This is a genomic window from Pseudomonas cuatrocienegasensis (assembly GCF_900110925.1).
Classification (GTDB): domain Bacteria; phylum Pseudomonadota; class Gammaproteobacteria; order Pseudomonadales; family Pseudomonadaceae; genus Aquipseudomonas; species Aquipseudomonas cuatrocienegasensis.
On the sequence record NZ_FOFP01000013.1, the window covers coordinates 25,704 to 49,679 of the forward strand.

The following is a 23,976-nucleotide window of genomic DNA, read 5'->3' on the forward strand; positions in this document are numbered from 1 at the left end:
ACGTCAACAGCCCGTCACGACGATAAAATTAAATAAATTACAGCCAAAAATCGTCAGAAAGCCGCCGCCACAAAAAATCTCCAATGCGGCCTTTCCTAGGTTCTGTACGACAATTCCGAACGGTTAAAGTCGACGCCATGACAGGCTGGAGGCACGCATGGCAGAGCGCTACAAACTCCCAGATGCAGCTTCCTAGCTGATCGCCGATTTGGTTCCCCCCGAACAAAAAATGGGGCGACCTCGCAGTGATGACCGACTGACGCTCAATGGCATCTTCTGGATCTTGTGCTCAGGTGCTGCCTGGCGCGATCTGCCGGGGCGCTTCAGCCCATGGTCGGCTGTGGGTCAGCGCTTTCATGATTGGAAAGACGACGGCACGTTCGACCAACTGCTTGATCGGCTGCACATTCGCCTGAATCAGGGAGGCCTGATCGATCTGGATACCTGGATGATCGACTCCACGGCGGTACGAGCAACCCGAGCCTCTGCTGGCACCGGGAAAAAGGGAGCCAGAAGAACCGATAGACCATGCGCTGGGGCGCAGCCGAAATGGTCTGACCACAAAGATCAATATGATTTGCGATGCCAACGGCGTCCCTCCACGTTTTCTGCTGTCGCCGGGTGAGGTCAGCGACATCTCGGATGCTCAAGCACTCTTGGATCAGATACGCATCCCCGGCAAACAAGGCCGGTCTCGCAGCGCTGCCGCTGGTCGCACGCAGAAAAGGGGCTACGATGCCGAGCAGTTACCGGACGCAGCCTGTGATTCCACCGCGAACCATGAAGCGCAAGCCCAAGCCGGGCTGCCCCGACTGTTCGACCACCCGAAATACCGACAACGGAACATCATTGAGCAAATGTTCGGCTAGCTAAAAGAGGATCGCAGGATCGGCACTCGCGATGACAAGCTGGCAAGAAGTTTTGCCGCCATGCTCATACTGGCCTGCACGCTGCGGTGCCTAAGGCTGTAGTTTTCGTATGGAACCTAACGTAGATTGATCTAAAAGACACACTCTTGAGCAAGTAAAAATTAATACGCATGCTTGCCAGTGAAGGCAAAGACAGTACGCAGAAGGATGACAAAATCAAGCCAGAGCGACCAGTTATTAATGTATTCGATATCTGACTCAACACGCTGCATCATTTGCTCTAAGTCTTTTGTTTCACCACGAAAACCACGGACTTGAGCCAAGCCCGTTATACCCGGCTTAATCTTGTGACGCGCAAAGTAATCAACGATTCCGTCCGAGTACTCAGCATCATGCTGAATGGCATGTGGCCGAGGCCCAACCAGCGACATTTCACCCATAAGCACGTTGAATAACTGCGGTAGCTCATCGAGACTCGTCCGACGAATAAAAGCGCCTACGCGGGTCACGCGGGGGTCATTTTTCTCTGCCTGCTTAACAATGCCACCCTCAGCTTGATGAACGACCATACTGCGGAACTTCCAGATGCGAAAAATACCACCACTCCAGCCCATGCGTTCTTGCCGGAAGAACACCGGCCCCGGACTATCGATTTTTATGGCAATCGCCACGGCCAGTAACAAAGGAGCAATGAAAATCAACGCAAGAGACGCCAACAGCCTGTCTTCAAGATTCTTCAGGAAAAGGCGCATCCCCATGAGCGGAGTTTCAGATAGGGTTAGCACAGGGATGCCTGCAATTTCACGGACACTGTGATTAATCAAGCGCAGCGAGAAAATATCAGGCACCCAATTAACCGCAATGTGCTTACTCAGCAACTTGAGATAGACCTCCTCAATAACCTCGGAAGCATCCAGGGGAGTAACAAAGTACACGGTACGAATAGAGTATTTCTTGATCAAGTCATCGAGATCAGAAATATTCCCCAGCATCGATAAATCTCGTGAAACTTCCGCAGAGGCCACATTCTGGTCATCATTGTTAATCAGAACGCATCCGACTATTCGCTCACCAAGCCATGGATTATTACTGATTTTCTGATGTAGAAAGTTAGCCAACCGCCCCGAGCCTATGATGAGGGAGTTCTCTAACTGCGTGGGGTTATTCAAAAACTTTTTCTGCACTTCACGCATCGCAACATGCAACAAAAGCTGAACAAAAAATCCAATACAGTACAACTGCCCAACCAACAAACGTGAATACTGCTCACTTTGTTTGGTAAGAAAAGCCATGGCAACCAAAAAAGCAAACGTAGCGGTCCACGCCTTAAACAACTTGAAGGCCTTTAGGGTAAGCCCGACATTACTTCGATAGATTGCATAATGATCATAAACAACAGCCAAAGCCCCGAGCAACATCATAAGCATGATGACATATGCCGGAGTTAAATAACCTATATGATAGTCGACCAACCACCAAGTAACACCAGTCACGGCCAAACCATCAAGACCCGCCTGAATAGAGTTACTGGTACTGCTTCGACGCTGAAGTATTGATCGCCGACCGCCGGGCTGAAACGTCATGATGACACCGCCATGTATTGGAACACAGGAACTCTCATCACCCCAAAAGCAGGTGAACAAATAGCGTTATAAGTTAATTGATCAGATTGAGGTAATTCAGCCTCCATCATATCCAACACACTGATGGCACGCCCATACGAACACCTCATAGACGAACACCACTCACACTTACCTCATAGAATCAACGCCTGGACCCCACAGACGACCCAGCGCCCAAGACAAGCAATATACAAGCCAACCAGCACCCCGCAGCGACGCTCAAATCACGTCAATTATCAAACTGTACGAAACCAGACACCAGGGATGTGATGGTGTAGAGATCTTGAGGCCTATACCCCGCAGATGGCTCTGCGCGCTAAGCGCCTCAGGTTGAAGCCTCTAAATGTCCGCCTCCCACCCCAAGGATTCGATAACCTGAGTCTGATCTCTAGCCAGCATCTCAGGCATATCTCGTGCACAGTGAAAAGCCACCCAGGCTGCTCTGGGTAGCTGTCGTCTTTAATAACGCGCAGCAGGTTGCAGTCACGCCCTCAAACCACATTCAGCCTTGGTCCATCGAAAACACGCCAAACTCACCTTGATCTGCCACAACATCCTCAATAATGCCGACATCGATTCGAGCCAGCCCTTCCGAAAAACCATATACCAGGGCGGTATCACACAGAATATTGATGCTCCGCGGTACTCCACGGCTAAAGTGGGCAATTCGCACGTTTGCAGCTGAAGTAAACAGCGGCTCCATTCGCCCCGAAACCATCAGCCGGTGCTGAATGTAGGCAGCAACTTCCCCTGTCTCAAGGGGGGGAATAAAAAAATGCGACGATACTCGTTGCGCTAACTGCCGAAGCTCTGGACGTCGCAAGACCTCCTTTAACTGAGGCTGGCCAACAAGAATTATCTGCAGAAGCTGGTCTTTGTCTGCATTTATGTTTGACAGCATGCGCAGAGACTCAAGCGCACTGACACTTAGATTTTGCGCCTCATCGACAATCAACAATACGCGCTTACCCGAACCATACTGCCGCACCAAAAACTTCTGAAACGTGTCGTATAGGGCCACTGTCGATAGCCCCTCATACGGCAGACCAAAAGCGAGCACGACCCACTCCAGCAGGCTGGTCACTTCTTGGTGAGTATTGCTCACAAGCCCAACCAGAGCCTGCCCATCAAGGTTATTAAGCAGATTGCGTATCAACGTCGTCTTACCGCAACCTATATCCCCACTGATGACCGTGAAACCTGCCCTATTGACAACGCTATACTCAAGCATGGCGTACGCCATACTGTGCCTTTTCCCCATAAACAAAAACCCAGGATCTGGCTGGATGGAAAATGGCTTTTCTCGGAGTCCGTAGAACGCTTCATACATAATAAATTGCCTTACGCATATTACAGCCCTTGCAGTGCCTCGCGAATCCGCTCAACGTCTTGGGGGCTATTCGCCTGACTCAACTCAAGCGCCTTTTCGAGTTCTTCTCGGGCCTGCTCTTTTTTATTCAATGCCGCATAACTCATACCGAGGTGATAGCGGAAAACTGGTTGCTCAGGTAACTGGCGGACTGCATCCTTGATCAGCACCACACCTTCCTCAAACTTCCCTAACCGATAGCTGGCCCAGCCGAGGGTATCCTTAAAATAAGGCACATCACTACGCCTGAAGCGAAGCGCCAGTTCGTATGCACGAACCCAGTTGGCCTGTTCGGTAGTGTGGTCACTCAATAGGCTTGCAAGATTGTTGACCGCAACATCGGAACCGGGATAGTCCTTGTGCAGCGCCTCATAAGCAGCTATGGCATCATTAAAACGCCCAGACACTTCGAAGATTCCAGCTTGGACCATCAGCAACTCAAAATTACCCGGCGATGCCAGTAAGCCCTGCTTAATATTTTCCTCCGCTTCAGAGATACGGTCAGCACGCATGTTCGCGTTAGCCAAGTTTATATATCCCGCTGCTTGTGCCGGTTGAATACTTATAACCTGCTGAAAGACCTCAATTGCGGCGACATCATCCTTATCGGTGACATGCAGCTCGCCCAAGAGCAAAAGTGCACTAACATTGTTCGGATCAGCCTGAATGACCGAACGCAGAAAATCCTTTGCCTCGTTCACCCTGCCGGCCAGTACGTAGGAGCGCACTAAGGCCACCATGGGCTGGACTTCTGCCGGTGCTGCATCGTAAACACGCCGAAAAGCAGCAATGCTTTCAGAGTAATCTTGGCGGGCGGCAAAGATGGTTCCGCGAATCTCATCAGCGACCAATTCCTGACCTGACAACTGACTCATCTGATCGGCCACTGCTTGCGCTCCAGACCAATTGCCCTGATTGATCCGAGCCTGCGCAAGTACTTTCATCGCCGGCACGTGGCCTGGCGCTTCCTCTAATATCTCTGATGCGACAATCTCGGCACGAGGCATTTGGCCCCGCTGCAAAAGAAACTCAGCATAAGCCATGCCGAACTGCACCACCGGCTTACCGACCTCATAGGCCTTCAGATAATTTTCCTGAGCAAGCTCAGTGGCGCCAGTGAGCTCATAGGCTTTGGCCAACATTAATAATGCACGAGGAGAGTTGGGCGAGTCTCGTAGAATGCTGCGTAAATCAGCAATCGCCTCATCGTACTGGCGGTCATCCATGAATAGGCTTGCTCTGAGAAGCAAACCCTGCTCATTGCGCTGGTCTCCAGCGAGCACTTCATTAATGAGGGCCTGTGCGGCTGGCTTATCACCATTCAGGAGCAAATCCCCAGCCAGTAAGCCCTTAGCTTTGATCGCATCTGGTGTATCGCCAGATCTTGAAATGATAGTGCGAAATATCGCTTCGGCCGCACGCTGATCGCCCTGAGACTGCTGCATCGATGCTAGCGCAAAGCTGAGTTCATTATTGCCAGTGTCGGCAGAAATCATTTCCTGCAGATGCTGAAGTGCAGCATCCCGACCCTTGATGGTGCCAATAAAGCGCACAACATCAAGACTGGCCTCAACATCATCCGGATTTTCCGCCGCAATGGCTCGATACTCGGCCTCAGCCGCATCAGCGCGCCCATGGACCAAATAAAATTCCGCCAAAGAGTGGCGCAGGGCTCGTGTCTCAGGATAGAGCGCAATCAATTTGCGGAAAATTGCCTCGGATGAGTCTGTTTGCGACATCGCCTCGAGTGCTTGTACCTTGATGAGCTGCAGTGCAATATTTTTATCGTTGACCTTTAAGCCTCGGTCCAGATATTCAATGGCTTTTTCCGCGTCATTGGCCGCCAGCCGCTCAGTCGCAAGTACCACCAGCGCATCAATATTGTTCGGGCTTATCTTTAACGCTGCATTTGCCTGGGCAACAGCTCCAGCCTTATCGTCGAGCTTGTAGAGGACACCAGCACGCAGACCCAGTACTTCAGCATTATTGGGTGCTATACCGAGGGTAAAGTCACTGGCGGCCAGCGCCCTATCTAATCGACCGGCAGCCAGCAGCATGCGACCCAGTTTTATCTGGGTCTCAAGGTGCTGAGGATCATAATCAGCCACTTTATTGAGCAACCCGAACAGTTTTTCCCAGTCGCCCTGCTGTTCGGCAATCTGAGCCAACGCGAACCATGCTGCAGTGAGATCCGGCCTGATTTGTAGCGCGTTCTGTAACTCAATCCGCGCCTTGAGCAAATCACCTTGCTCCATCAGTGCTACGCCCCTTTCGTAGTACTTAGTGGCCTTCTCTTCTGGTGAGGAGCACGCCGTCAAGCCAACAAAGAAGACTGCCAGCAGGGCGCCCCGAATGTTATTGCCAGCGTTGAGCTTATGTATCTTCATTTAATAATCCAACCCCGGAGATCAATGCGGCACATGAGCCGCCAGTCGCGGCACAGCGAGTTTCATGAAATCTTGTAGGCGTTGATCCGCGTCAGCAGGCGCCTCAAAAGGCCGGATTGCTGTAGTTACACGCACCAAAGCCCCATCGCTACGATTGCGAACTAAGGCATCCACTAACAAATACCATTTCATCCAGTACTCGTTGGCAATCCGCCGGCCACGCTGCTCAAACCAATAATAAACAAGCTGACGCTGCCCTCCGCGCTCAATGATGACGCGATTCACTTCAAAAGCCCCATCACTCGAGTTCGCCAGCAGCACGGGCACACGACTCAGCCCTGTGATAAGCCAACCGCCACCCGGAATACAGACTTGTGGTGAGTGTGGCGAGACGCCCTTACGCTGAGAACCGTAAAAGGCCACATAAAAATTAACCACATCCGTCTCACCACGCCGGTAATCCGCGATGACATAGTCATCCAGCCCCAAGCTATTTTCGACCTCAACGTCCATTCGACTCTCGCTCGCTTGCCACTCATCCAAGAGCAATGGAAAAACCGTGAGCGGGAGGCGATCCAGACGTAGCTCCTCACGATCGCTAACGCCATTTACGGCCAGACTGGCGAGTACAAGGATTGGCAGCGCAAAAAACAGCGGGTGACGAATAATTGTCGGTCCAGGCCGCGCACCACCACCATGGATAACGGGGAAGTTCAGGACATCCAGCACGCCCCTTCGGGCCCCCAGTCGCTCGAATACCCATACCTCGGCGAGCAAGATCATCAGGCATGCCATAAAGATGATCCAGCCTTCAAAATAATGCAGAAAACCATCTGCCATGCCTATGCCCCAGCGCTCGACCAGCACACCGACCGCAGCAATGCGCAAGCTGTTCGTCAACACAGTCACCGGGATAGTGGACAGAAACAGCAACCCTTTCTGCCATAGCGGCCCGCGAAACATATAGGCCATCAAGAAGCCGATGCTCAGTAACGGGTAGAGGTAGCGTAAGCCACTACAGGCCTCAACGACCTGCAGCCGGTAGATACCGAGATCAATAACGTTGCCTTCGAGAAAGACCGAGATATCGAGGACTCTAAGCACCCACACACCGATTTCTGATGACAGTAACTGCAGGCGCCAAGAAAGCTGGGAGTCAACGAAATGAGGCAAGGGAATGGCGAACACAAGCAGGAGTAAAGGCAGCGCTGTCACTCGAAGCAGCGGGCGACCACCCAAACAAAGCAACAAGGCCAACAGGCAAAACAGAAACCCGTACTGCACAATGATGAAGATCGCGGTCAGCTCCCCCATCAGCAACATGCCAGTCGAGACCAGCAAGAGCAGCAGCCCAACCCAAGACGGCGGGCCGACACTCTCGCGCAATGCATCGCGGCGCTGCCAGAGCAACCACAGGCTTATGAGCGGAATGAAAAAGCCGTGACTGTATTCCTCTTGCTTGCTCCAGCGGCTAGTCAGCTCGACCAAGCCGCCAAAATAGGCGACGACGGCCAGAAGAACGGCGACTGCAAAAAAAATAGACATCCGCCCTATCTTGCCGGCCATAAGGAGATCCTTCCTGATTGATTAATTTTCCGCGCACACCGCCGCGCGCCTTGGGCGGAGAGTGGGGCCGCCAACCTAAATTTACTAGGGTCTTTACGAGACCCGGCGGCGAGAGATAATATCACTATAACATCACCCACCCACATCACCTTTCGGTGCACGGCCATGAAAATACGAGTTTCTAGGACGCTTGTCGCTATCCTGTTTTGCGGGTTAGCCACCGCTAGCCATAGTGCCCTGGCCGCAACGACAACACTGCAATACCAAGGCGCGGCCTACGGCTTCCTCAACGGAAAGATCAAGGCCGACTTCACCCCCTCGACCTGGTGGAACCCCGGCTCCTGGGGGCTTGAAACCCAATCAGCATCTGCCGGCGGTTTCAACATGCTGGACAAAGGTACCGGTCAGTCACTGATTGCTTGGTGCGTGGATGTGTTTACTGCGATCAGCAACAAATTTGATTACACGGTTGGCAGTCCCAGCCAGCTCAATCGTAGTGACGACCTGCAGAAGCTGGTCAATCAGCGCTACGCCCAAGTGACAGATACGAAAACCTCGGCAGCCTTCCAGTTAGCGATCTGGGAAATTGTTACCGACACTGGCGGAGGCTACAGCCTTAACAATGGGACGTTTCAAGCAAGCGGCTTTGGCAACGCCCAAGCCCTGGCCCGCGAATGGCTGAAGCTTGACGGTGTGAACACCGGCAATTACAAAATCAGCTACTTCTATGACAGTATTTTGAACGATAAGAATACCTCGCAGAACCTGATCGCCGTCTCAGCCGTGCCGCTTCCAGGCGCTGCGGTCTTGATGTTATCGGCACTCGGGCTTGCCGGATTGGTGAGTCGCCGCCGGCGCGCATCAAAATCGTTGCCTGGTGCCGAGCATCAACATTCGGTTGCCGCTATCTAAAGCAGGGCGAAAACTAAAGAGCCAGGGCCGACGGACGCTGTGCAGCAATGTCAGTGCGCTTCTCTTAAGCAATGTTGGTGGGTAGTCATGTTTTCGGCAAAGATGGCGATGATTTCAAGCTTGACCCCCTACACAACGCACTGAAAAGCGCACATCACGTCATGACCAAGCTTGGATTATGGATCCCCATCCAAAGGCCTCGAGTAATACTACAACGACTGTCCCATAAGCTTGGCTATGCCAAAAACTAGCAGTGCCGTTGAAAAATCACTTGCATTTCAAGGCTCAGCCAACGGCCTATCAGCAGTACCACACGAAAAGGGCGCTCCGACTGGAGCGCCCTTTTCGCTTGTAGTGTTTTTACAGTGAACCACAGATCCCCGATGCAACCCTGTCTCAGAGCCTGCTCACATCCAGAGTTCTTATAGCGCTTGTGCTGACGTACATTTTTCCCGTGCGGATTGCACCACCTAGGTAGCGTGGCGTACGTTATTTGGAACATCATTAACCAGGCACCCAAGTCGTTTTTCTGGCGACCATTTTTTGGCTTAATTGTTAGCCTTGGAACTTTAAATGGCTGGCCACTAATATATCTACACTTCTACTGGCTTCACAGCACCTTTAAGAACCTATCAACTGCGCACTTATTGGCCAATCCCCACCGAAGAACGCATCCAAAAGTAGCTCGCAGGACGCCGAACATTCTGATAAACCAGTAATTGTTGATGATCAAGCCGGTTGCAGAAAAACTCGAGCATAGTATTGGAAGTATCAAATACCCTCAAAGCCACTCCGCGCCAGATGCTAACGCGCTTACCTGAAAAATTGCTAAGCCAGGCGGAAACCAGTCGAAAAACACCTTGAAGCTGTTTCACATGGGTTTATGCAGGCTCAGAAAACACTTATTGTATCTAGACGATGTCAAACCACGCCTCAACGAGATTTTCCGAACCGACAGCGCAACTAGGCCACGAGCAAAGCAGTATCACGACACCATCAGCCACCACCTGTCACACCAATAATAACTACGACCCGAATACCTGCTGCTAAGCAGATGGTTTGAAGACACATCAACAGACCTGCCCCATTAAAACGAGCATAAACCAATGCGTATTCTCATTACCGGCGGGGCTGGATTTATCGGCTCGGCGCTGATTCGTCACCTACTCAACGACACCCAGCACCACGTACTAAACCTGGACAAGCTCACCTACGCCGGCAATCTCGAATCGCTGACTGGCGTCGCGAACAATCCGCGCTACAGCTTCCTCCAAGCCGATATCAGCGACAGTGTGCTGGTAGGTCAGGCACTGGCCGAGTTCCAGCCGGACGCGATCATGCATCTGGCGGCCGAGTCGCATGTAGATCGTTCCATCGATGGCCCCGCAGCCTTTATCCAAACCAACATTGTCGGCACCTATGCCTTGCTGGAAGCTACTCGCGCCTACTGGCTAGCGCTGAGTGAAGCGCGCAAGCAGGCCTTTCGCTTCCACCATATTTCCACTGACGAGGTATATGGCGATCTGCATGGCGTTGACGACCTCTTTACCGAAAGCACGCCCTATGCACCCAGCTCGCCATATTCGGCGAGCAAGGCTGCCTCCGACCATCTGGTTCGCGCCTGGCACCGTACCTATGGCCTGCCGGTACTGCTGACCAATTGCTCGAACAATTATGGCCCCTATCATTTCCCGGAGAAGCTTATCCCGCTTGTGATCCTCAACGCCCTGGATGGCAAGCCCCTACCGGTGTATGGCAACGGCCAGCAGGTGCGCGACTGGCTGTATGTAGAGGATCATGCCCGCGCCCTGCTCAAGGTAGTGACAGAGGGCCGGGTGAGCGAGACTTACAACATTGGCGGGCACAACGAACAGACCAATCTGCATGTAGTAGAGAGCATCTGCGCGCTACTTGACGAGCTAGCACCGCGACAGATCGGTACCTACAAGGATCTCATCAAATTCGTACAGGATCGTCCCGGCCATGATCTGCGTTACGCAATCGACGCTGGCAAGATCGCACGCGAATTAGGCTGGGCACCCGAGGAAACCTTTGCCAGCGGCTTGCGCAAGACCGTACGTTGGTATCTCGACAACCTCGACTGGTGCCGCCGCGTGCAAGACGGCAGCTATCAACGTGAACGACTGGGAGCTTCTTTATGAAAGGAATAATTCTCGCCGGCGGGTCTGGCAGTCGCCTGCACCCGATCACCCTGGGGGTGTCGAAGCAGCTATTACCGATCTACGACAAGCCGATGATTTATTACCCGATCTCAGTGCTAATGCTCGCTGACATCCGCGACATTCTGATCATATCCACACCCGTGGATCTGCCTAACTTTCAGAAGATGCTCGGTGACGGTAGTCAGTTCGGCGTGCGTTTCGTTTACGCCGAACAACCGGCACCGGAAGGTCTGGCCCAGGCCTTTCTGATCGGCGAGTCATTCATCGGTAAAGATCCTGTCTGCCTCATCCTCGGCGACAATATCTTTCACGGTCAGCACTTCACAGAGAAACTCCGGCGCGCCGCCACCGAACCCAGCGGTGCGACGATTTTCGGCTATTGGGTCAAGGACCCAGAACGCTTCGGCGTGGTCGAGTTCGACCCCAGCGGCCGGGCCATATCTATTGAGGAAAAACCGGCCAAGGCGAAATCCAGCTACGCCGTCACCGGTCTGTATTTTTACGACAACGATGTGATCAATATCGCCAAGGCGGTCAAGCCCTCGCCACGCGGCGAACTCGAGATCACTGACATCAACAACGCCTACCTTGAGCGTGGCGACCTACATGTTGAGTGCTTCGGTCGGGGCTTCGCCTGGCTCGATACAGGCACTCACGACAGCCTGCTGGATGCCTCGCAATACGTGCAGACCATCGAACACCGCCAGGGCCTGAAAGTTGCGTGCCTTGAAGAAATTGCGTTCAACAATGGCTGGATCAGCAAGCAACAGCTACTTAAACAGGCCGAGGTCTTCGGCAAAACCGGCTACGGCCAATACCTGTACAAGCTTTCGGAGGAGCATCCATGAAGGTGATTGCCAGCGAACTGCCGGAGGTGCTGATCCTCGAACCCCAGCTGTTCGGCGACGAACGTGGTTTCTTCTACGAGAGTTTTAACGCCCGCGCCTTTGCCGAGGCCACCGGCCTGAACCGCGAGTTCGTCCAAGACAACCACTCGCGCTCGCAGCGCGGTGTCCTGCGCGGCCTGCACTACCAACTGCAACAAGCACAGGGCAAGCTGGTGCGGGTCACCGCGGGCGAGGTATACGACATAGCGGTGGATATTCGCCGTAGCTCGTCGACCTTTGGCCAGTGGGCCGGCGTGCATCTGTCTGCCGAGAACAAACGTCAGCTGTGGATTCCCGAAGGCTTCGCCCACGGCTTTCTGGTGCTCAGCGAGTTCGCCGAGTTCCTCTATAAGACCACTGACTACTATGCACCGCAGCACGAGCGCTGCATACGCTGGGACGACCCGCAGCTGGCCATCGACTGGCCGCTGACAACAGCACCCATCCTCTCGGGCAAAGACCAGGCAGGCGCTGCGCTGGCCGCTGCCGAGCTGTTCCCATGAGCATCCTGCTGATCGGCGAGCACGGCCAAGTCAGCCGTGAGTTGCAACGCTGCCTGTCTGGTATGTCGGATCTGGTAGTGCGCGGCAGCGCCCAGCTCGACCTGGGCAACAGCGCGCAGATCCGCGAGCAGGTGCAGGCGCTGCGCCCACAGCTGATCATCAATGCAGCCGCCTATACCGCCGTCGATCTGGCTGAGAGCGAACAGGAGCGGGCCTTTGCGATCAACGCCGAAGCACCCGGCCTACTCGCCGAACTGGCCGCCGAGCTGCATGCGCCGCTGATCCACTACTCCACCGATTACGTCTTCGATGGCAGCCTTGACCGCCCCTACCGCGAGACCGACGCCCCCAACCCACTCAACGTCTATGGTCGCAGCAAACTCGCTGGCGAGCAGGCGATTGCCCGCGTCGGCGGTGCGCACCTGATCCTGCGCACCAGTTGGGTCTACGCCAACCATGGGCGCAACTTCCTGCTGACCCTGCAGCGCCTGCTGCAAACCCGCGAGCAGGTCAGCGTGGTCAGCGATCAGATCGGCGCGCCGACCTGGGCCGGCAGCATCGCCCAGGCCACCGCCGAGTTGATCCAGCAATGGTTGACTGGTCAGCCCGGCAGCTGGGGGATTCATCACCTGACCGCCCAGGGCGAGACCTCATGGTTCGGCTTTGCCGAAGCGATTGGCGACACGCTGCGCGAGGCCGGCCAGCCCTGCGCACGCCTGCTGCCCATCAGCAGCGCCGAGTACCCGACTGCAGCACCGCGCCCGCTCAACTCACGCCTGGACTGCAGCCAGCTGCAAGCCGACTGGCGCATCCAGTTGCCGCATTGGCGCGAGGGCCTGACGGCCTGTCTGAGTCACTCAGACTGATGTGAGCAACCGCCAGTCCGGCGGGTTTTCCTGCCGGATAAAAAGCGAACGTGCATAATGCGCCGGTTCCCCCGGCGCTCAGTTTCCATGACCTCACCCACCCGCACTCCCAAACGCCTACGCTGGCGCAGCCTGGTCATCCTCGCGCTGCTGCTGACGCCACTGCTCTGGCCCCTGCAACAACTCGCGCAGCGCTACTACAGCGGCGTGCTGGCCGAGCAGAACCGCCAGACCCTCGACCTCTACGTCGCCAACCTGCTCGGCACCCTGCGCCGCTACGAAATTCTGCCGCAGATTCTCGGCGACTTGCCCGACCTGCGCCGCGTGCTTGAAGCGCCCGACGATGGCCAGGCGCTGAACAGCGCCAATCGCCTGCTGCAGCGCATCCGCGAACAGACCGGGGCAGACGTCATTTACCTGATGGCGCCTTCGGGCAACACTCTGGCCACCTCCAACTGGGACCAGGAAGACAGCTTCGTGGCGCGCAATTTCGCCTTCCGCCCGTATTTTCGCGAAGCCATCGCAGGGCGCGTCGGGCGCTTCTTCGGCCTGGGCACCACGTCAGGCAAGCGCGGCTATTACTTCGCCGCAGCCGTGCGCGACGGCGAGCGCAACCTCGGCGCGCTGGTGGTCAAGGTCGACCTTGACCACACCGAAACCCTGTGGGGCAACACCCCCGAGCAACTGCTGGTGACCGATGCCAACGGCGTGGTGATCCTCACCTCGCGCAGCGACTGGCGCTTCCATGCCAGCCGCCCGCTGGACGCCGCCGAGCGCGCCGCCATCGCCGCCAACATCCCCTACCCGACCCAGTCGCCACCACCGCTGCGCCTGGAAGAAAGCGCCTGGATCCGCCAGGACCGCACGCTCGAAGAAACCGGTTGGACCGTCAGCATCCTCGCCCCACGCGCCCTGGTCGACCGTCCGGTACGCACCGCCGTAGCCATCGGCGGCGGCGCCCTGCTGGTGCTTCTGTTGCTGCTCGGCCTGATGATGATGCGCCGGCGTCACTACCTGGAACGCATTGCACTCGACACCCGTGCGCGCCAAGAGCTGGAGCAGCGCGTGCAGGCGCGCACCCAGGACCTGGAACTGCTCAACAGCCGCCTCAAACAGGAAGTGCTGGAGCGTGAACACGCGCAGCAGGAGCTGGTGCGCGCCCAGGATGAGCTGGTTCAGGCTGGCAAACTCTCGGCCCTCGGTACCATGAGCGCAAGCATCAGCCATGAGCTCAACCAACCCCTGGCAGCGATCCGCAGCTATGCCGACAACGCTGGCGTGTTGCTCGACCATGGGCGCACCGATGACGCTCGCGGCAACCTCAAGCTGATCAGCCAACTGACCGAGCGCATGGCCTCGATCATCGCCCACCTGCGCGCCTTCGCCCGTCGCGACCGCCATGCGCCGGAGAGCGTGGCCCTGCAGCCCGCCATCGATGACGCGCTGTCGCTGCTGGTCAAGCGCCGCCGCACTCTGGATGTCGAGCTGATCCGCGACCTGCCCGATGCCAATCTCTGGGTCCAGGCCGGGGAAACCCGCCTGCGCCAGGTGCTCGGCAACCTGTTGGCCAACGCCTTCGACGCCCTGGCCGAGCGCCCCCAACCACGACGCATCTGGATCAGTACCGAGCTGACCGCCGACGGTGTCGACCTGCACCTGCGCGACAACGGCCCAGGCTTCAGCCAGGACGCCTTGATGCGCGCCCGCGAACCCTTCTTCACCACCAAAACCAGCGCCCAGGGCCTCGGCCTCGGCCTGGCGATCTGCGATGCTCTGATGCGCGCCCTGGGCGGCGAACTGCTGTTCGCCAATCACCCCGAGGGCGGCGCCCTGCTTACCCTGCGCCTGCGCGCCGGCGCCCCTGGCGTCAACACGCAGCCATCCGAGGACCTTGCCCAATGACCGCTATCGATGCCCGCACCCACGTGCTGCTGATCGACGACGACCCCCACCTGCGCCAGGCGCTCAGCCAGACCCTGGACCTCGCCGGGCTCAAGGTCGCCAGCCTGGCCGATGCCCAGGACGTAGCCGGGCGTATCGAGCGTGACTGGCCGGGCGTGGTGGTCAGCGACATCCGCATGCCCGGCGTCGACGGCCTGGAACTGCTGCAGCAACTGCACGAACAGGACCCCGATTTACCGGTGCTGCTGATCACCGGCCACGGCGATGTGCCGCTGGCGGTGCAGGCCATGCGCGCCGGCGCCTACGACTTTCTTGAGAAACCCTTCGCCAGCGAGGACCTGCTCGACAGCGTGCGTCGCGCCCTGGCCCTGCGCCGCCTGGTGCTGGACAACCGCAGCCTGCGCCTGGCCCTGACCGACCGTCAGGAACTGTCGGCGCGCCTGGTCGGCCAATCCGCACCCATGCAGCGCCTGCGCGAGCAGATCGGCGCTTTGGCCGGAATCAGCACCGACGTACTGATTCTCGGCGAGACCGGCGCTGGCAAAGAGGTGGTCGCCCGCGCCCTGCATGATCTGTCCAACCGCCGCGACGGCCCCTTTGTCGCGATCAACGCCGGTGCGCTGGCCGAGTCGGTGGTCGAAAGCGAGCTGTTCGGCCACGAGCCGGGCGCCTTCACCGGCGCGCAAAAGCGCCGCATCGGCAAGTTCGAGTTCGCCAATGGCGGCACGCTGTTCCTCGATGAAATCGAAAGCATGAGCCTGGATGTGCAGGTCAAGCTGCTGCGCCTGCTGCAGGAACGCGTGGTCGAGCGCCTGGGCGGCAATCAGTTGATCCCACTGGATATCCGCGTGATCGCCGCGACCAAGGAAGACCTGCGCCAGGCCGCCGATCAGGGCCGCTTCCGTGCCGACCTGTATTACCGCCTCAACGTCGCGCCACTGCGCATTCCCGCGCTACGCGAACGGGGCGAGGACACCCTGGTGCTGTTCCAGCACTTCACCGCTGCGGCCAGCACCCGGCATGGCCTGCCAGCCCGTGAACTGCAGCCAGGGCAGCGCGCCCTGCTCCTGCGTCACCCCTGGCCAGGCAATGTGCGCGAATTGCAGAACGCCGCCGAGCGCTTCGCCCTGGGCCTCGATCTCGGCCTGGAACTGAGCCTGGACAGCCACCTGAGTAATGCACCGCTGGGCGGTAACCTCAGCGAACAGGTCGAAGCCTTCGAGCGCGCCCTGATTGCCGCCGAGTTGACTCGCGCGCATACCTCGCTGCGCAGCCTGGCCGAAGCCCTGGGCGTGCCGCGTAAAACCCTGCATGACAAATTGCGCAAACACGGCCTGAGCTTCGCCGACTATGGCGGAAATCCGCCAGAAGAAAGCGACTGAGTGGCGACCTATCGCCACTCCGCATCAAGCTCGCACGGAACCCGCATTAATCGTGTCCCCTGCCGCGCTGCGCCAATACGCCGCAGCCCGCACTGCCAGGGCCGTCTAATAGGTTGATCGACAACAGTGGCCGGCCTACTGGCAACCTGGCATGAGCGTTGCTGTATCGACTGCCAGGCGACCCCCAACAAGTACAAGTCAAGGCGCTCGCAGTTTCCGCCCGCCGTTTTTCGGCAGGCCGCCTAGACTTGCTCTTGTTCGCCCGATTCGGCGCCCTGCGCCAACGCATAATCACAACAAGAGGAAGCATCGCATGTTCAAACTGACTGCCAAGGCGCTGGCTTGCGCCCTGTCGCTGAGCATCGCTGGTATGGCCCAGGCGGCCGACCCGATCGTCATCAAATTCTCCCACGTCGTTGCCGACCACACGCCGAAAGGCCAAGGTGCCGTGCTGTTCAAGAAGCTCGCTGAAGAGCGTCTGGGCGACAAGGTCAAGGTCGAGGTCTACCCGAACTCCTCGCTGTTTGGCGACGGCAAGGAAATGGAAGCCCTGCTGCTCGGCGACGTGCAACTGATCGCACCATCGCTGGCCAAGTTCGAGCAGTACACCAAGCAAATCCAGGTGTTCGACCTGCCGTTCCTGTTCCAGGACATGGCTGCTGTTGACCGTTTCCAGCAGAGCCCTGAAGGTCAGGCCCTGCTGAAGTCGATGGAAGACAAGAACATCACCGGTCTGGCTTACTGGCACAACGGCCTCAAGCAGCTGTCGGCCAACAAGGCACTGTACGAGCCGAAAGATGCCCGTGGTCTGAAGTTCCGCGTACAGGCTTCTGCCGTACTGGAAGAGCAGTTCAAGGCCGTGCGCGCCAACCCGCGTAAAATGAGCTTCGCCGAGGTTTACCAGGGCCTGCAGACTGGCGTTGTCAACGGTGCCGAGAACCCCTACTCGAACATCTACAGCCAGAAAATGCACGAAGTGCAGAAGTTCATCACCGAATCCAACCACGGTGTTCTGGACTACATGCTGATCACCAACACCAAGTTCTGGAACGGCCTGCCTGAAGATGTACGCAGCGAGCTGGACAAGATCATCGTGGAAGTGACTGCTGAAGTGAACAAGCAGGCTGGCGCGCTGAACGACGGCGACAAGCAGCGCATCATCGACGCCAAAACCACCGAAATCATTACCCTGACCCCTGAGCAGCGTAATGAATGGCGCGATGCCATGAAGCCGGTGTGGAGCAAGTTCGAAGCTGAGATCGGCGCTGACCTGATCAAAGCTGCAGACGCCGCAAACCAGCAGTAAACGAAAGGAATCGTAGGGTGGGTACGCCGTTGGCGGCCCACCGGACTGTGCCTGCACAGCCCACATCCTGATGGTGGGCAGGGCCTTGCGCCCTTGGCCCCTACGTCTTTCTTGGTTCACCGGGAGAATTTATCGATGAACGCCTTGCGGCGCGCCTGGGAGCACTTCGAAGAAGGCTTTATCGCCTTCCTTCTCGCTGCCATGACGCTGGTGACATTTGTGTATGTCATCCTCAACAACTTCTACACCCTGTTCTATGCAATGGGTGACTATTTCGAGAGCGAGGCCCTGCTGGCCATCGGCGACCATATCCTCGATATGGCCCAAGCCATGACCTGGAGCAACGCCCTGACCAAAGCCCTGTTCGCCTGGCTGATCTTCTTCGGCCTGGCCTATGGCGTGCGCACTGCCGGCCATATCGGCGTCGACGCCCTGGTCAAACTGGCCAGCAAACCCACCCAGCGCATCATCGGCGTCATTGCCTGCCTGTGCTGCCTGGGCTACGCCGGCCTGATCACGGTTGCCAGCTTCGACTGGATGAGCACCATGCTGACCGCCGATATCGGCGCCGAAGACCTGGGCCATTACGGCATCAAGCAGTGGCATATCACCCTGATCGTGCCATTCGGTTACGCCATGGTATTTATTCGCTTCCTGGAAATCCTCGTGCGCATCCTGCGCAACCAGCAGACCGGTCTTGGCCTGGCTGACGAAGCCGCCGATGCCCTGAAACTGAATGAACACGAGGAGCGCAAGTAATGACCATTCTGTTTCTGTTCGTACTGCTGTTCGCCCTGATGTTTATCGGTGTGCCGATTGCCGCCTCGCTCGGCCTGGCCGGCTCGGTCACCATCATGCTGTTCAGCCCGGACTCGGTACGCTCGCTGGCGATCAAGCTGTTTGAGACCTCCGAACACTACACCCTGCTGGCGATCCCGTTCTTCCTGTTGTCCGGTGCGTTTATGACCACCGGTGGCGTGGCCAAGCGCCTGATCGACTTCGCCAACGCCTGTGTCGGCCATATCCGTGGCGGCCTGGCAATCTCCGCTGTACTGGCGTGCATGCTGTTCGCCGCCCTGTCCGGTTCGTCGCCGGCCACTGTTGCGGCCGTGGGCTCCATCGCCATTGCCGGCATGGTGCGCTCGGGCTACCCACAGGCGTTCGGCGCCGGCATCGTGTGTAACGCCGGTACCCTGGGCATCCTGATTCCGCCGTCGATCGTCATGGTGGTCTATGCCGCCGCGACCGAGCAATCGGTGGGCAAACTGTTTATGGCTGGCGTGGTGCCGGGTCTGCTGCTTGGCCTGGCGCTGATGGTGGCGATCTACATAGTCGCCCGTAAGATGAACCTGCCGGCCATGCCGCGCGCGACCTTCCGCGAGTTCCTGAGCGCCGCCCGCAAGGCGATCTGGGGCCTGCTGTTGATGGTGATCATCCTCGGCGGTATCTACACCGGCATGTTCACTCCGACCGAGGCTGCGGCCGTAGCGGCTGTGTACGCAGGCTTCGTGGCCTTGTTCGTGTACAAGGACATGACCGTCCGCGAGTGCCCGAAGGTGCTGCTGGAGTCCGGCAAGCTGACCATCATGCTGATGTTCATCATCGCCAACGCCATGCTCTTCGCCCACGTACTGACCACTGAGCAGATCCCCCAGACCATCACCGCCTGGGTGATCGAGATGGGCCTGCAGCCGTGGCAGTTCCTGCTGGTGGTGAACATCGTGCTGCTGGTGGCCGGTGCCTTTATGGAGCCGTCGGCGATCATCCTGATCCTCGCGCCGATCCTCTTCCCGATTGCCGTGCAACTGGGCATCGACCCGATCCACCTGGGCATCATCATGGTGGTGAACATGGAAATCGGATTGATCACGCCACCGGTGGGGCTGAACCTGTTCGTCACCTCGGCGGTGACTGGCATGCCACTGACCGCCGTGGTCAAGGCTGCCTGGCCGTGGCTGATGCTGCTGCTGAGCTTCCTGATGGTCATCACCTACGTGCCGGCGGTGTCCATGGCCCTGCCAAACTGGCTAGGCGTGAGCTGATCCCCCCGCTGCACGCACAAAAAAAGCCCGGCCTTAGCGCCGGGCTTTTTTATGGCTCTGTCCCAAGTGCCTGTTGCAGGCGCAACGCCCGTGGGAGCGTCGCCCCGGCGCGAAACCTTTGGACTCTCTGCTATACCGCTGAATGGCCGCTATTCGCCGCGAGGCGCGGCTCCTACTAAAAGCAGCAGCGCCGCAACATAGAACGGGGACATAGCCTTTTTTATGGGCAATGCGCTCAGGCCACAGCCTGTCCACCTTCGGCCAGAGCACGCGCCTGCTCGCGCAGAACGAACTTCTGCACCTTGCCGGTGGAGGTCTTGGGCAAGGTCGTAAACACCACCGCCCCCGGCACCTTGAAGCGCGCCATGCGCTGCTGGCAGAAGGCGATAACCTCCTGTTCGGTCAGCAGGGCCTCAGGCTTGAGGGTGACGAAGGCGCACGGACTCTCGCCCCACTTCGCACTTGGCATGGCCACCACAGCCGCTTCCAGAATCAGCGGGTGACGATAGAGCACGTCCTCGACCTCGATCGAGGAGATGTTCTCACCACCGGAGATGATGATGTCCTTGGAGCGGTCCTTGATTTCCACATAACCATCGGCATGCCAGACCGCCAGGTCGCCGGAATGGAACCAGCCGCCGGCGAACGCTTCGGCGGTGGCGCTGGGATTCTTCAGATAGCCCTTCATCACCACGTTGCCGCGCATCATGATCTCGCCGATGGTCTGACCATCCTTGGGCACCGGCTGCAGGCTGTCCGGATCGGCGACCATCAAGCCGTCGAGCAGCGGCGCACGCACGCCCTGGCGGGACTTCAGGCGCGCCCGCTGCTCTGGTGCTTCGCTGTCCCACTCGCTCTTCCACTCGCAGGCCACACTCGGGCCGTAGGTTTCGGTCAGGCCGTAGACGTGGGTGACGCGAAACTCCAGGGCTTCCATGGCCTCGATCACCGCGGCAGGCGGCGCGGCGCCGGCCGTCAGCACCTTGACCGGGCGGGTTTTCAGCGCCTTCAGCTCAGCAGCAGCATTGGCCAGCATATTCAGCACGATGGGCGCACCGCAGAAGTGGTCGACGCCATGCTCGGCCAGTGCCGGATAGATCGCCTCGGCCCGCACATGGCGCAGGCACACGTTGACCCCGACATAGGCGGCCAGCGCCCAGGGGAAGCACCAGCCATTGCAGTGGAACATCGGCAACGTCCACAGGTACACCGGAAAGCGTGTCATGTCCCAGCACATGGCGTTGGACAGCGCATTGAGGTGCGCGCCACGGTGGTGGTAGACAACGCCCTTGGGATTACCGGTGGTGCCTGAGGTGTAGTTCAGGGCAATGGCTTGCCACTCATCCTCGGGCAGCTGCCAGGCGTAGCTCGGATAGCCCTCGGCCAGCAGCGCCTCATAGTCCAGTTCGCCGATCAGCAGGCCATCGCGGTACTCAGGATCGTCGATGCCGATGATCAGCGGCCGATTCGGCAAGTGGCTGGTGGCCCGCTGCACCAGTTCGCCGAACTCCTTGTCGACCAGCAGCACCTTGGCCTCGCCGTGCTGCAGGATAAAAGCGATGGCCTCGGCATCCAGACGGGTATTGATCGCATTGATCACCGCGCCGCACATGGGGATGCCGAAGTGCGCCTCGAACATTGCCGGGCCGTTCGGCGCGATCACCGCCACCGTATCGCCCACACCGAAACCACGCTGGGCCAGGGCCGAGGCCAGGCGAATGCAGCGCTGGTAGCTCTGCCCCCAGGTCTGCCGCTGGCTGCCATTGATCAGCGCCAGGCGGTCGGGGTAGACACTGGCGGCGCGCTCGAGAAAGCTCAGCGGGCTGAGCGCCTGAAAATTTGCCGCATCGCGCGGCATGCCGTATTCATAGGGATTGACGCTGTTCATTATTGTTCTCCAGCACCTGCTGTGTACGTGCGCGGCGCGCCACGCATTGCGTTATGACGGCATAACCCTAGCAGGCATAGGGCTTTACACCATCACGACCTTGGTCGAAGCAGTGACTCACGGGTCATCAATCGCGTCAGCATAGGCATTCGAAACAGTCGAGCCATAACCTCGGCCGTTCCACATCTCTGTGCCAGGTGTCGGACGGCGAGCGACAAGCAGTTACCGCGTCACCTGCGCTTGTCCGTAGCCCGGCCCCCGTATATGAAGGAGTTAGTGCGTGAAATCTCGCTTACCCGTGATCGTTGGTTTTGGCGGCTACAACGCAGCCGGCCGTAGCTCCTTCCACCACGGCTTCCGCCGCACCGTGCTTGAGACCCTGGACGCCCAGGCCCGTCAGGAAACCCTGGCCGGCCTGGCGGTGATGATGAAGCTGCTGCGCGCCGTCAACGGGGCTTATCTGGATGAAGCCGGTCAGGCCCTCGACCTGGCGCAGATCGAAGACCGCTACGCCGCGCAGATTCTGGCCTCCACCCTGGTGCGACGCATCGAGAAGCAGCACCTGGATGTCGACGCCGCCCATTGGCACAAGTCCATCCAGGTCGCTAACGAAAACGGCGCTTCCTTGAGCTTTGTGACCAATCGCCGGCAACTGCCCGAGCCGCTGCCGGCCAACTGGTCGGTCGAGGTCGTGGATGCCCAGCAAGTACGCGTCACCCTGCATGACAGCTGCGAATTCAAGGTCGACAGCTACCGCGCCCTGCCGGTTAAATCTGCCGGCCAGTTGCCGACTGGCTTCGAGCCGGGCGAGCTGTACAACTCGCGCTTTCACCCACGCGGTTTGCAGATGGCCGTGGTGGGTGTCACTGACGCCCTGCGCTCGGTTGGTCTGCCCTGGCAGCAGATCGTCGACCAGGTCGCCCCGGACGAGATCGCCGTGTTCGCCGGTAGCATCATGAGCCAGCTCGATGAGAACGGCTTCGGCGGCCTGATGCAGTCGCGCCTCAAGGGTGGCCGGGTTACCGCCAAGCAGCTGGCCCTGGGTCTGAACACCATGCCGGCGGACTTTATCAACGCCTATGTGCTCGGCAGCGTCGGCACCACCGGCAGCGTTACCGGCGCCTGCGCCACCTTTCTCTACAACCTGCAGAAAGGTATTGAGCAGATCGCCAGCGGCAAGGCCCGGGTGGTGATCGTCGGCAACAGCGAAGCGCCGATCAACCAGGAATGCATCGAGGGCTACGGCGCCATGGGTGCCCTGGCCACCGAAGAAGGCCTGCGCCTGATCGAAGGCAAGGACGACGTCGACTTCCGCCGCGCCAGCCGTCCGTTCGGCCAGAACTGCGGTTTCACCCTCGCCGAAGCCTGCCAGTTCGTGGTGCTGATGGATGATGAACTGGCCCTGCAACTGGGCGCCGACATCCACGGTGCGGTGCCGGATGTGTTCATCAACGCCGACGGCTTCAAGAAGTCCATTTCCGCACCTGGCCCAGGCAACTACCTGACGGTGGCCAAGGCCGTGGCCAGCGCCATCGACCTGCTCGGCGCCGAAGCGGTGCGCGAGCGCAGCTTCGTCCATGCCCACGGCTCCAGCACGCCGGCCAACCGCGTCACCGAGTCGGAAATTCTCGACCGTATCGCCACTACCTTCGGTATTGAGCAGTGGCCGGTGACCGCCGCCAAGGCCTTTGTCGGCCATTCCCTGGCCACCGCCAGTGGCGATCAGGTGATCTCGGCATTGGGCAGCTTCCGCTACGGCATCATCCCGGGCATCAAGACCATTGATGAAGTGGCCGCCGATGTCCACCAGGACCACCTGAGCATCGCCACCGAAGACCGCCAGCGCGACCCGCAGCAGCTGGACCTGTGCATCATCAACTCCAAGGGTTTTGGCGGTAACAACGCCAGCGCAGTGATCCTGGCGCCCCATGTGGCCGAACGCATGCTGCGCAAACGCCATGGCCAGGCAGCCTTCGATGCTTATCTGCAGCGCCGCGACGCCACCCGCTGTGCTGCCGCCGCCTACGACCAGCAAGCGCTACAGGGTCAGCTGGAGATCATCTACAACTTCGGCAACGACCTGATCGACGACAAGGCCATCGAGATTGGCACCGAGCAGATCCAGGTGCCCGGCTTCGCCCAGCCGCTGGTGTTTGCCAAGGATCAGCGCTACCGCGACATGCTCGACTAATGCTTCGTTCGCGGCGGCGCGCACGACTGGTGCACACAGCGCACCCTACAGACTGTGGGAGGGGCTTTAGCCGCGACGATTTCAGCGCTTTCGAGGATTAT

At 58.3% G+C, this 23,976-nt stretch carries 16 protein-coding genes and 1 pseudogene; 12 read left to right on the forward strand and 5 right to left on the reverse strand.

Going from position 1 to position 23,976, the window contains the following annotated elements:
* Positions 1–196 precede the first annotated feature (196 nt).
* Positions 197–971, forward strand: a pseudogene (locus BMW49_RS17140) (IS5 family transposase).
* A gap of 59 nt (positions 972–1,030) precedes the next feature.
* Here BMW49_RS17140 and BMW49_RS17145 read toward each other — a convergent pair.
* The 4 genes from BMW49_RS17145 to xrtD all read right to left on the reverse strand — a co-directional run bounded on the left by BMW49_RS17145 (position 1,031) and on the right by xrtD (position 7,813).
* On the reverse strand, positions 1,031–2,452 hold the full coding sequence (locus BMW49_RS17145; protein ID WP_069518695.1) for an undecaprenyl-phosphate glucose phosphotransferase: 1,422 nt from the start codon (positions 2,450–2,452) through the stop codon (positions 1,031–1,033).
* Between the two features lie 541 nt (positions 2,453–2,993).
* On the reverse strand, positions 2,994–3,821 hold the full coding sequence (locus tag BMW49_RS17150; protein ID WP_069518697.1) for an ExeA family protein: 828 nt from the start codon (positions 3,819–3,821) through the stop codon (positions 2,994–2,996).
* 20 nt (positions 3,822–3,841) lie between these two features.
* Positions 3,842–6,247, reverse strand: coding sequence for a tetratricopeptide repeat protein (locus BMW49_RS17155; RefSeq protein WP_069518698.1), 2,406 nt, complete (start codon positions 6,245–6,247; stop codon positions 3,842–3,844).
* A gap of 21 nt (positions 6,248–6,268) precedes the next feature.
* Entirely contained in the window at positions 6,269–7,813 is a 1,545-nt protein-coding gene (xrtD, locus tag BMW49_RS17160; protein WP_069518700.1) for a VPLPA-CTERM-specific exosortase XrtD, read from the reverse strand.
* A 165-nt stretch (positions 7,814–7,978) separates the two neighbouring features.
* Here xrtD and BMW49_RS17165 point away from each other — a divergent pair, with 165 nt between their 5' ends.
* The 10 genes from BMW49_RS17165 to dctM all read left to right on the forward strand — a co-directional run bounded on the left by BMW49_RS17165 (position 7,979) and on the right by dctM (position 19,796).
* Positions 7,979–8,725: a VPLPA-CTERM sorting domain-containing protein gene (locus BMW49_RS17165; protein WP_139133821.1), complete on the forward strand. Its 747-nt coding sequence runs from the start codon at positions 7,979–7,981 to the stop codon at positions 8,723–8,725.
* A 1,106-nt stretch (positions 8,726–9,831) separates the two neighbouring features.
* Positions 9,832–10,887: a dTDP-glucose 4,6-dehydratase gene (rfbB, locus tag BMW49_RS17170; RefSeq protein ID WP_069518704.1), complete on the forward strand. Its 1,056-nt coding sequence runs from the start codon at positions 9,832–9,834 to the stop codon at positions 10,885–10,887.
* Positions 10,884–11,756 (forward strand): glucose-1-phosphate thymidylyltransferase RfbA, encoded by an 873-nt coding sequence (gene rfbA / locus BMW49_RS17175; protein ID WP_069518706.1) that lies wholly within the window; start codon positions 10,884–10,886, stop codon positions 11,754–11,756. The genes rfbB and rfbA overlap by 4 nt, the downstream gene beginning before the upstream one ends.
* Complete coding sequence (rfbC, locus tag BMW49_RS17180) at positions 11,753–12,298, forward strand: dTDP-4-dehydrorhamnose 3,5-epimerase (RefSeq protein ID WP_069518708.1); 546 nt, start codon at positions 11,753–11,755, stop codon at positions 12,296–12,298. The genes rfbA and rfbC overlap by 4 nt, the downstream gene beginning before the upstream one ends.
* Positions 12,295–13,164 (forward strand): dTDP-4-dehydrorhamnose reductase, encoded by an 870-nt coding sequence (rfbD, locus tag BMW49_RS17185; RefSeq protein ID WP_069518711.1) that lies wholly within the window; start codon positions 12,295–12,297, stop codon positions 13,162–13,164. Before rfbC ends, rfbD begins: the two co-directional genes overlap by 4 nt.
* 87 nt (positions 13,165–13,251) lie before the next feature.
* Positions 13,252–15,066 carry a sensor histidine kinase gene (locus tag BMW49_RS17190; RefSeq protein WP_069518714.1) on the forward strand — a complete coding sequence of 605 codons (1,815 nt, stop codon included), beginning with the start codon at positions 13,252–13,254 and terminating at the stop codon, positions 15,064–15,066.
* On the forward strand, positions 15,063–16,448 hold the full coding sequence (locus BMW49_RS17195; protein WP_069518717.1) for a sigma-54-dependent transcriptional regulator: 1,386 nt from the start codon (positions 15,063–15,065) through the stop codon (positions 16,446–16,448). Before BMW49_RS17190 ends, BMW49_RS17195 begins: the two co-directional genes overlap by 4 nt.
* Positions 16,449–16,761: 313 nt before the next feature.
* Positions 16,762–17,754, forward strand: coding sequence for a C4-dicarboxylate TRAP substrate-binding protein DctP (dctP, locus tag BMW49_RS17200; RefSeq protein ID WP_069518720.1), 993 nt, complete (start codon positions 16,762–16,764; stop codon positions 17,752–17,754).
* Positions 17,755–17,889: 135 nt separating this feature from the next.
* Complete coding sequence (locus tag BMW49_RS17205; protein WP_069518722.1) at positions 17,890–18,513, forward strand: TRAP transporter small permease; 624 nt, start codon at positions 17,890–17,892, stop codon at positions 18,511–18,513.
* Complete coding sequence (dctM, locus tag BMW49_RS17210) at positions 18,513–19,796, forward strand: C4-dicarboxylate TRAP transporter large permease protein DctM (protein WP_069518724.1); 1,284 nt, start codon at positions 18,513–18,515, stop codon at positions 19,794–19,796. The genes BMW49_RS17205 and dctM overlap by 1 nt, the downstream gene beginning before the upstream one ends.
* 235 nt (positions 19,797–20,031) lie before the next feature.
* On the opposite strand, the gene BMW49_RS17215 is transcribed toward dctM, so the two are convergent.
* Positions 20,032–21,684 (reverse strand): acyl-CoA synthetase, encoded by a 1,653-nt coding sequence (locus tag BMW49_RS17215; protein WP_069518727.1) that lies wholly within the window; start codon positions 21,682–21,684, stop codon positions 20,032–20,034.
* Between the two features lie 280 nt (positions 21,685–21,964).
* On the opposite strand from BMW49_RS17215, the gene BMW49_RS17220 reads away from it, so the two are divergent.
* Positions 21,965–23,875, forward strand: coding sequence for a beta-ketoacyl synthase (locus tag BMW49_RS17220; RefSeq protein ID WP_069518729.1), 1,911 nt, complete (start codon positions 21,965–21,967; stop codon positions 23,873–23,875).
* Positions 23,876–23,976: the final 101 nt, after the last annotated feature.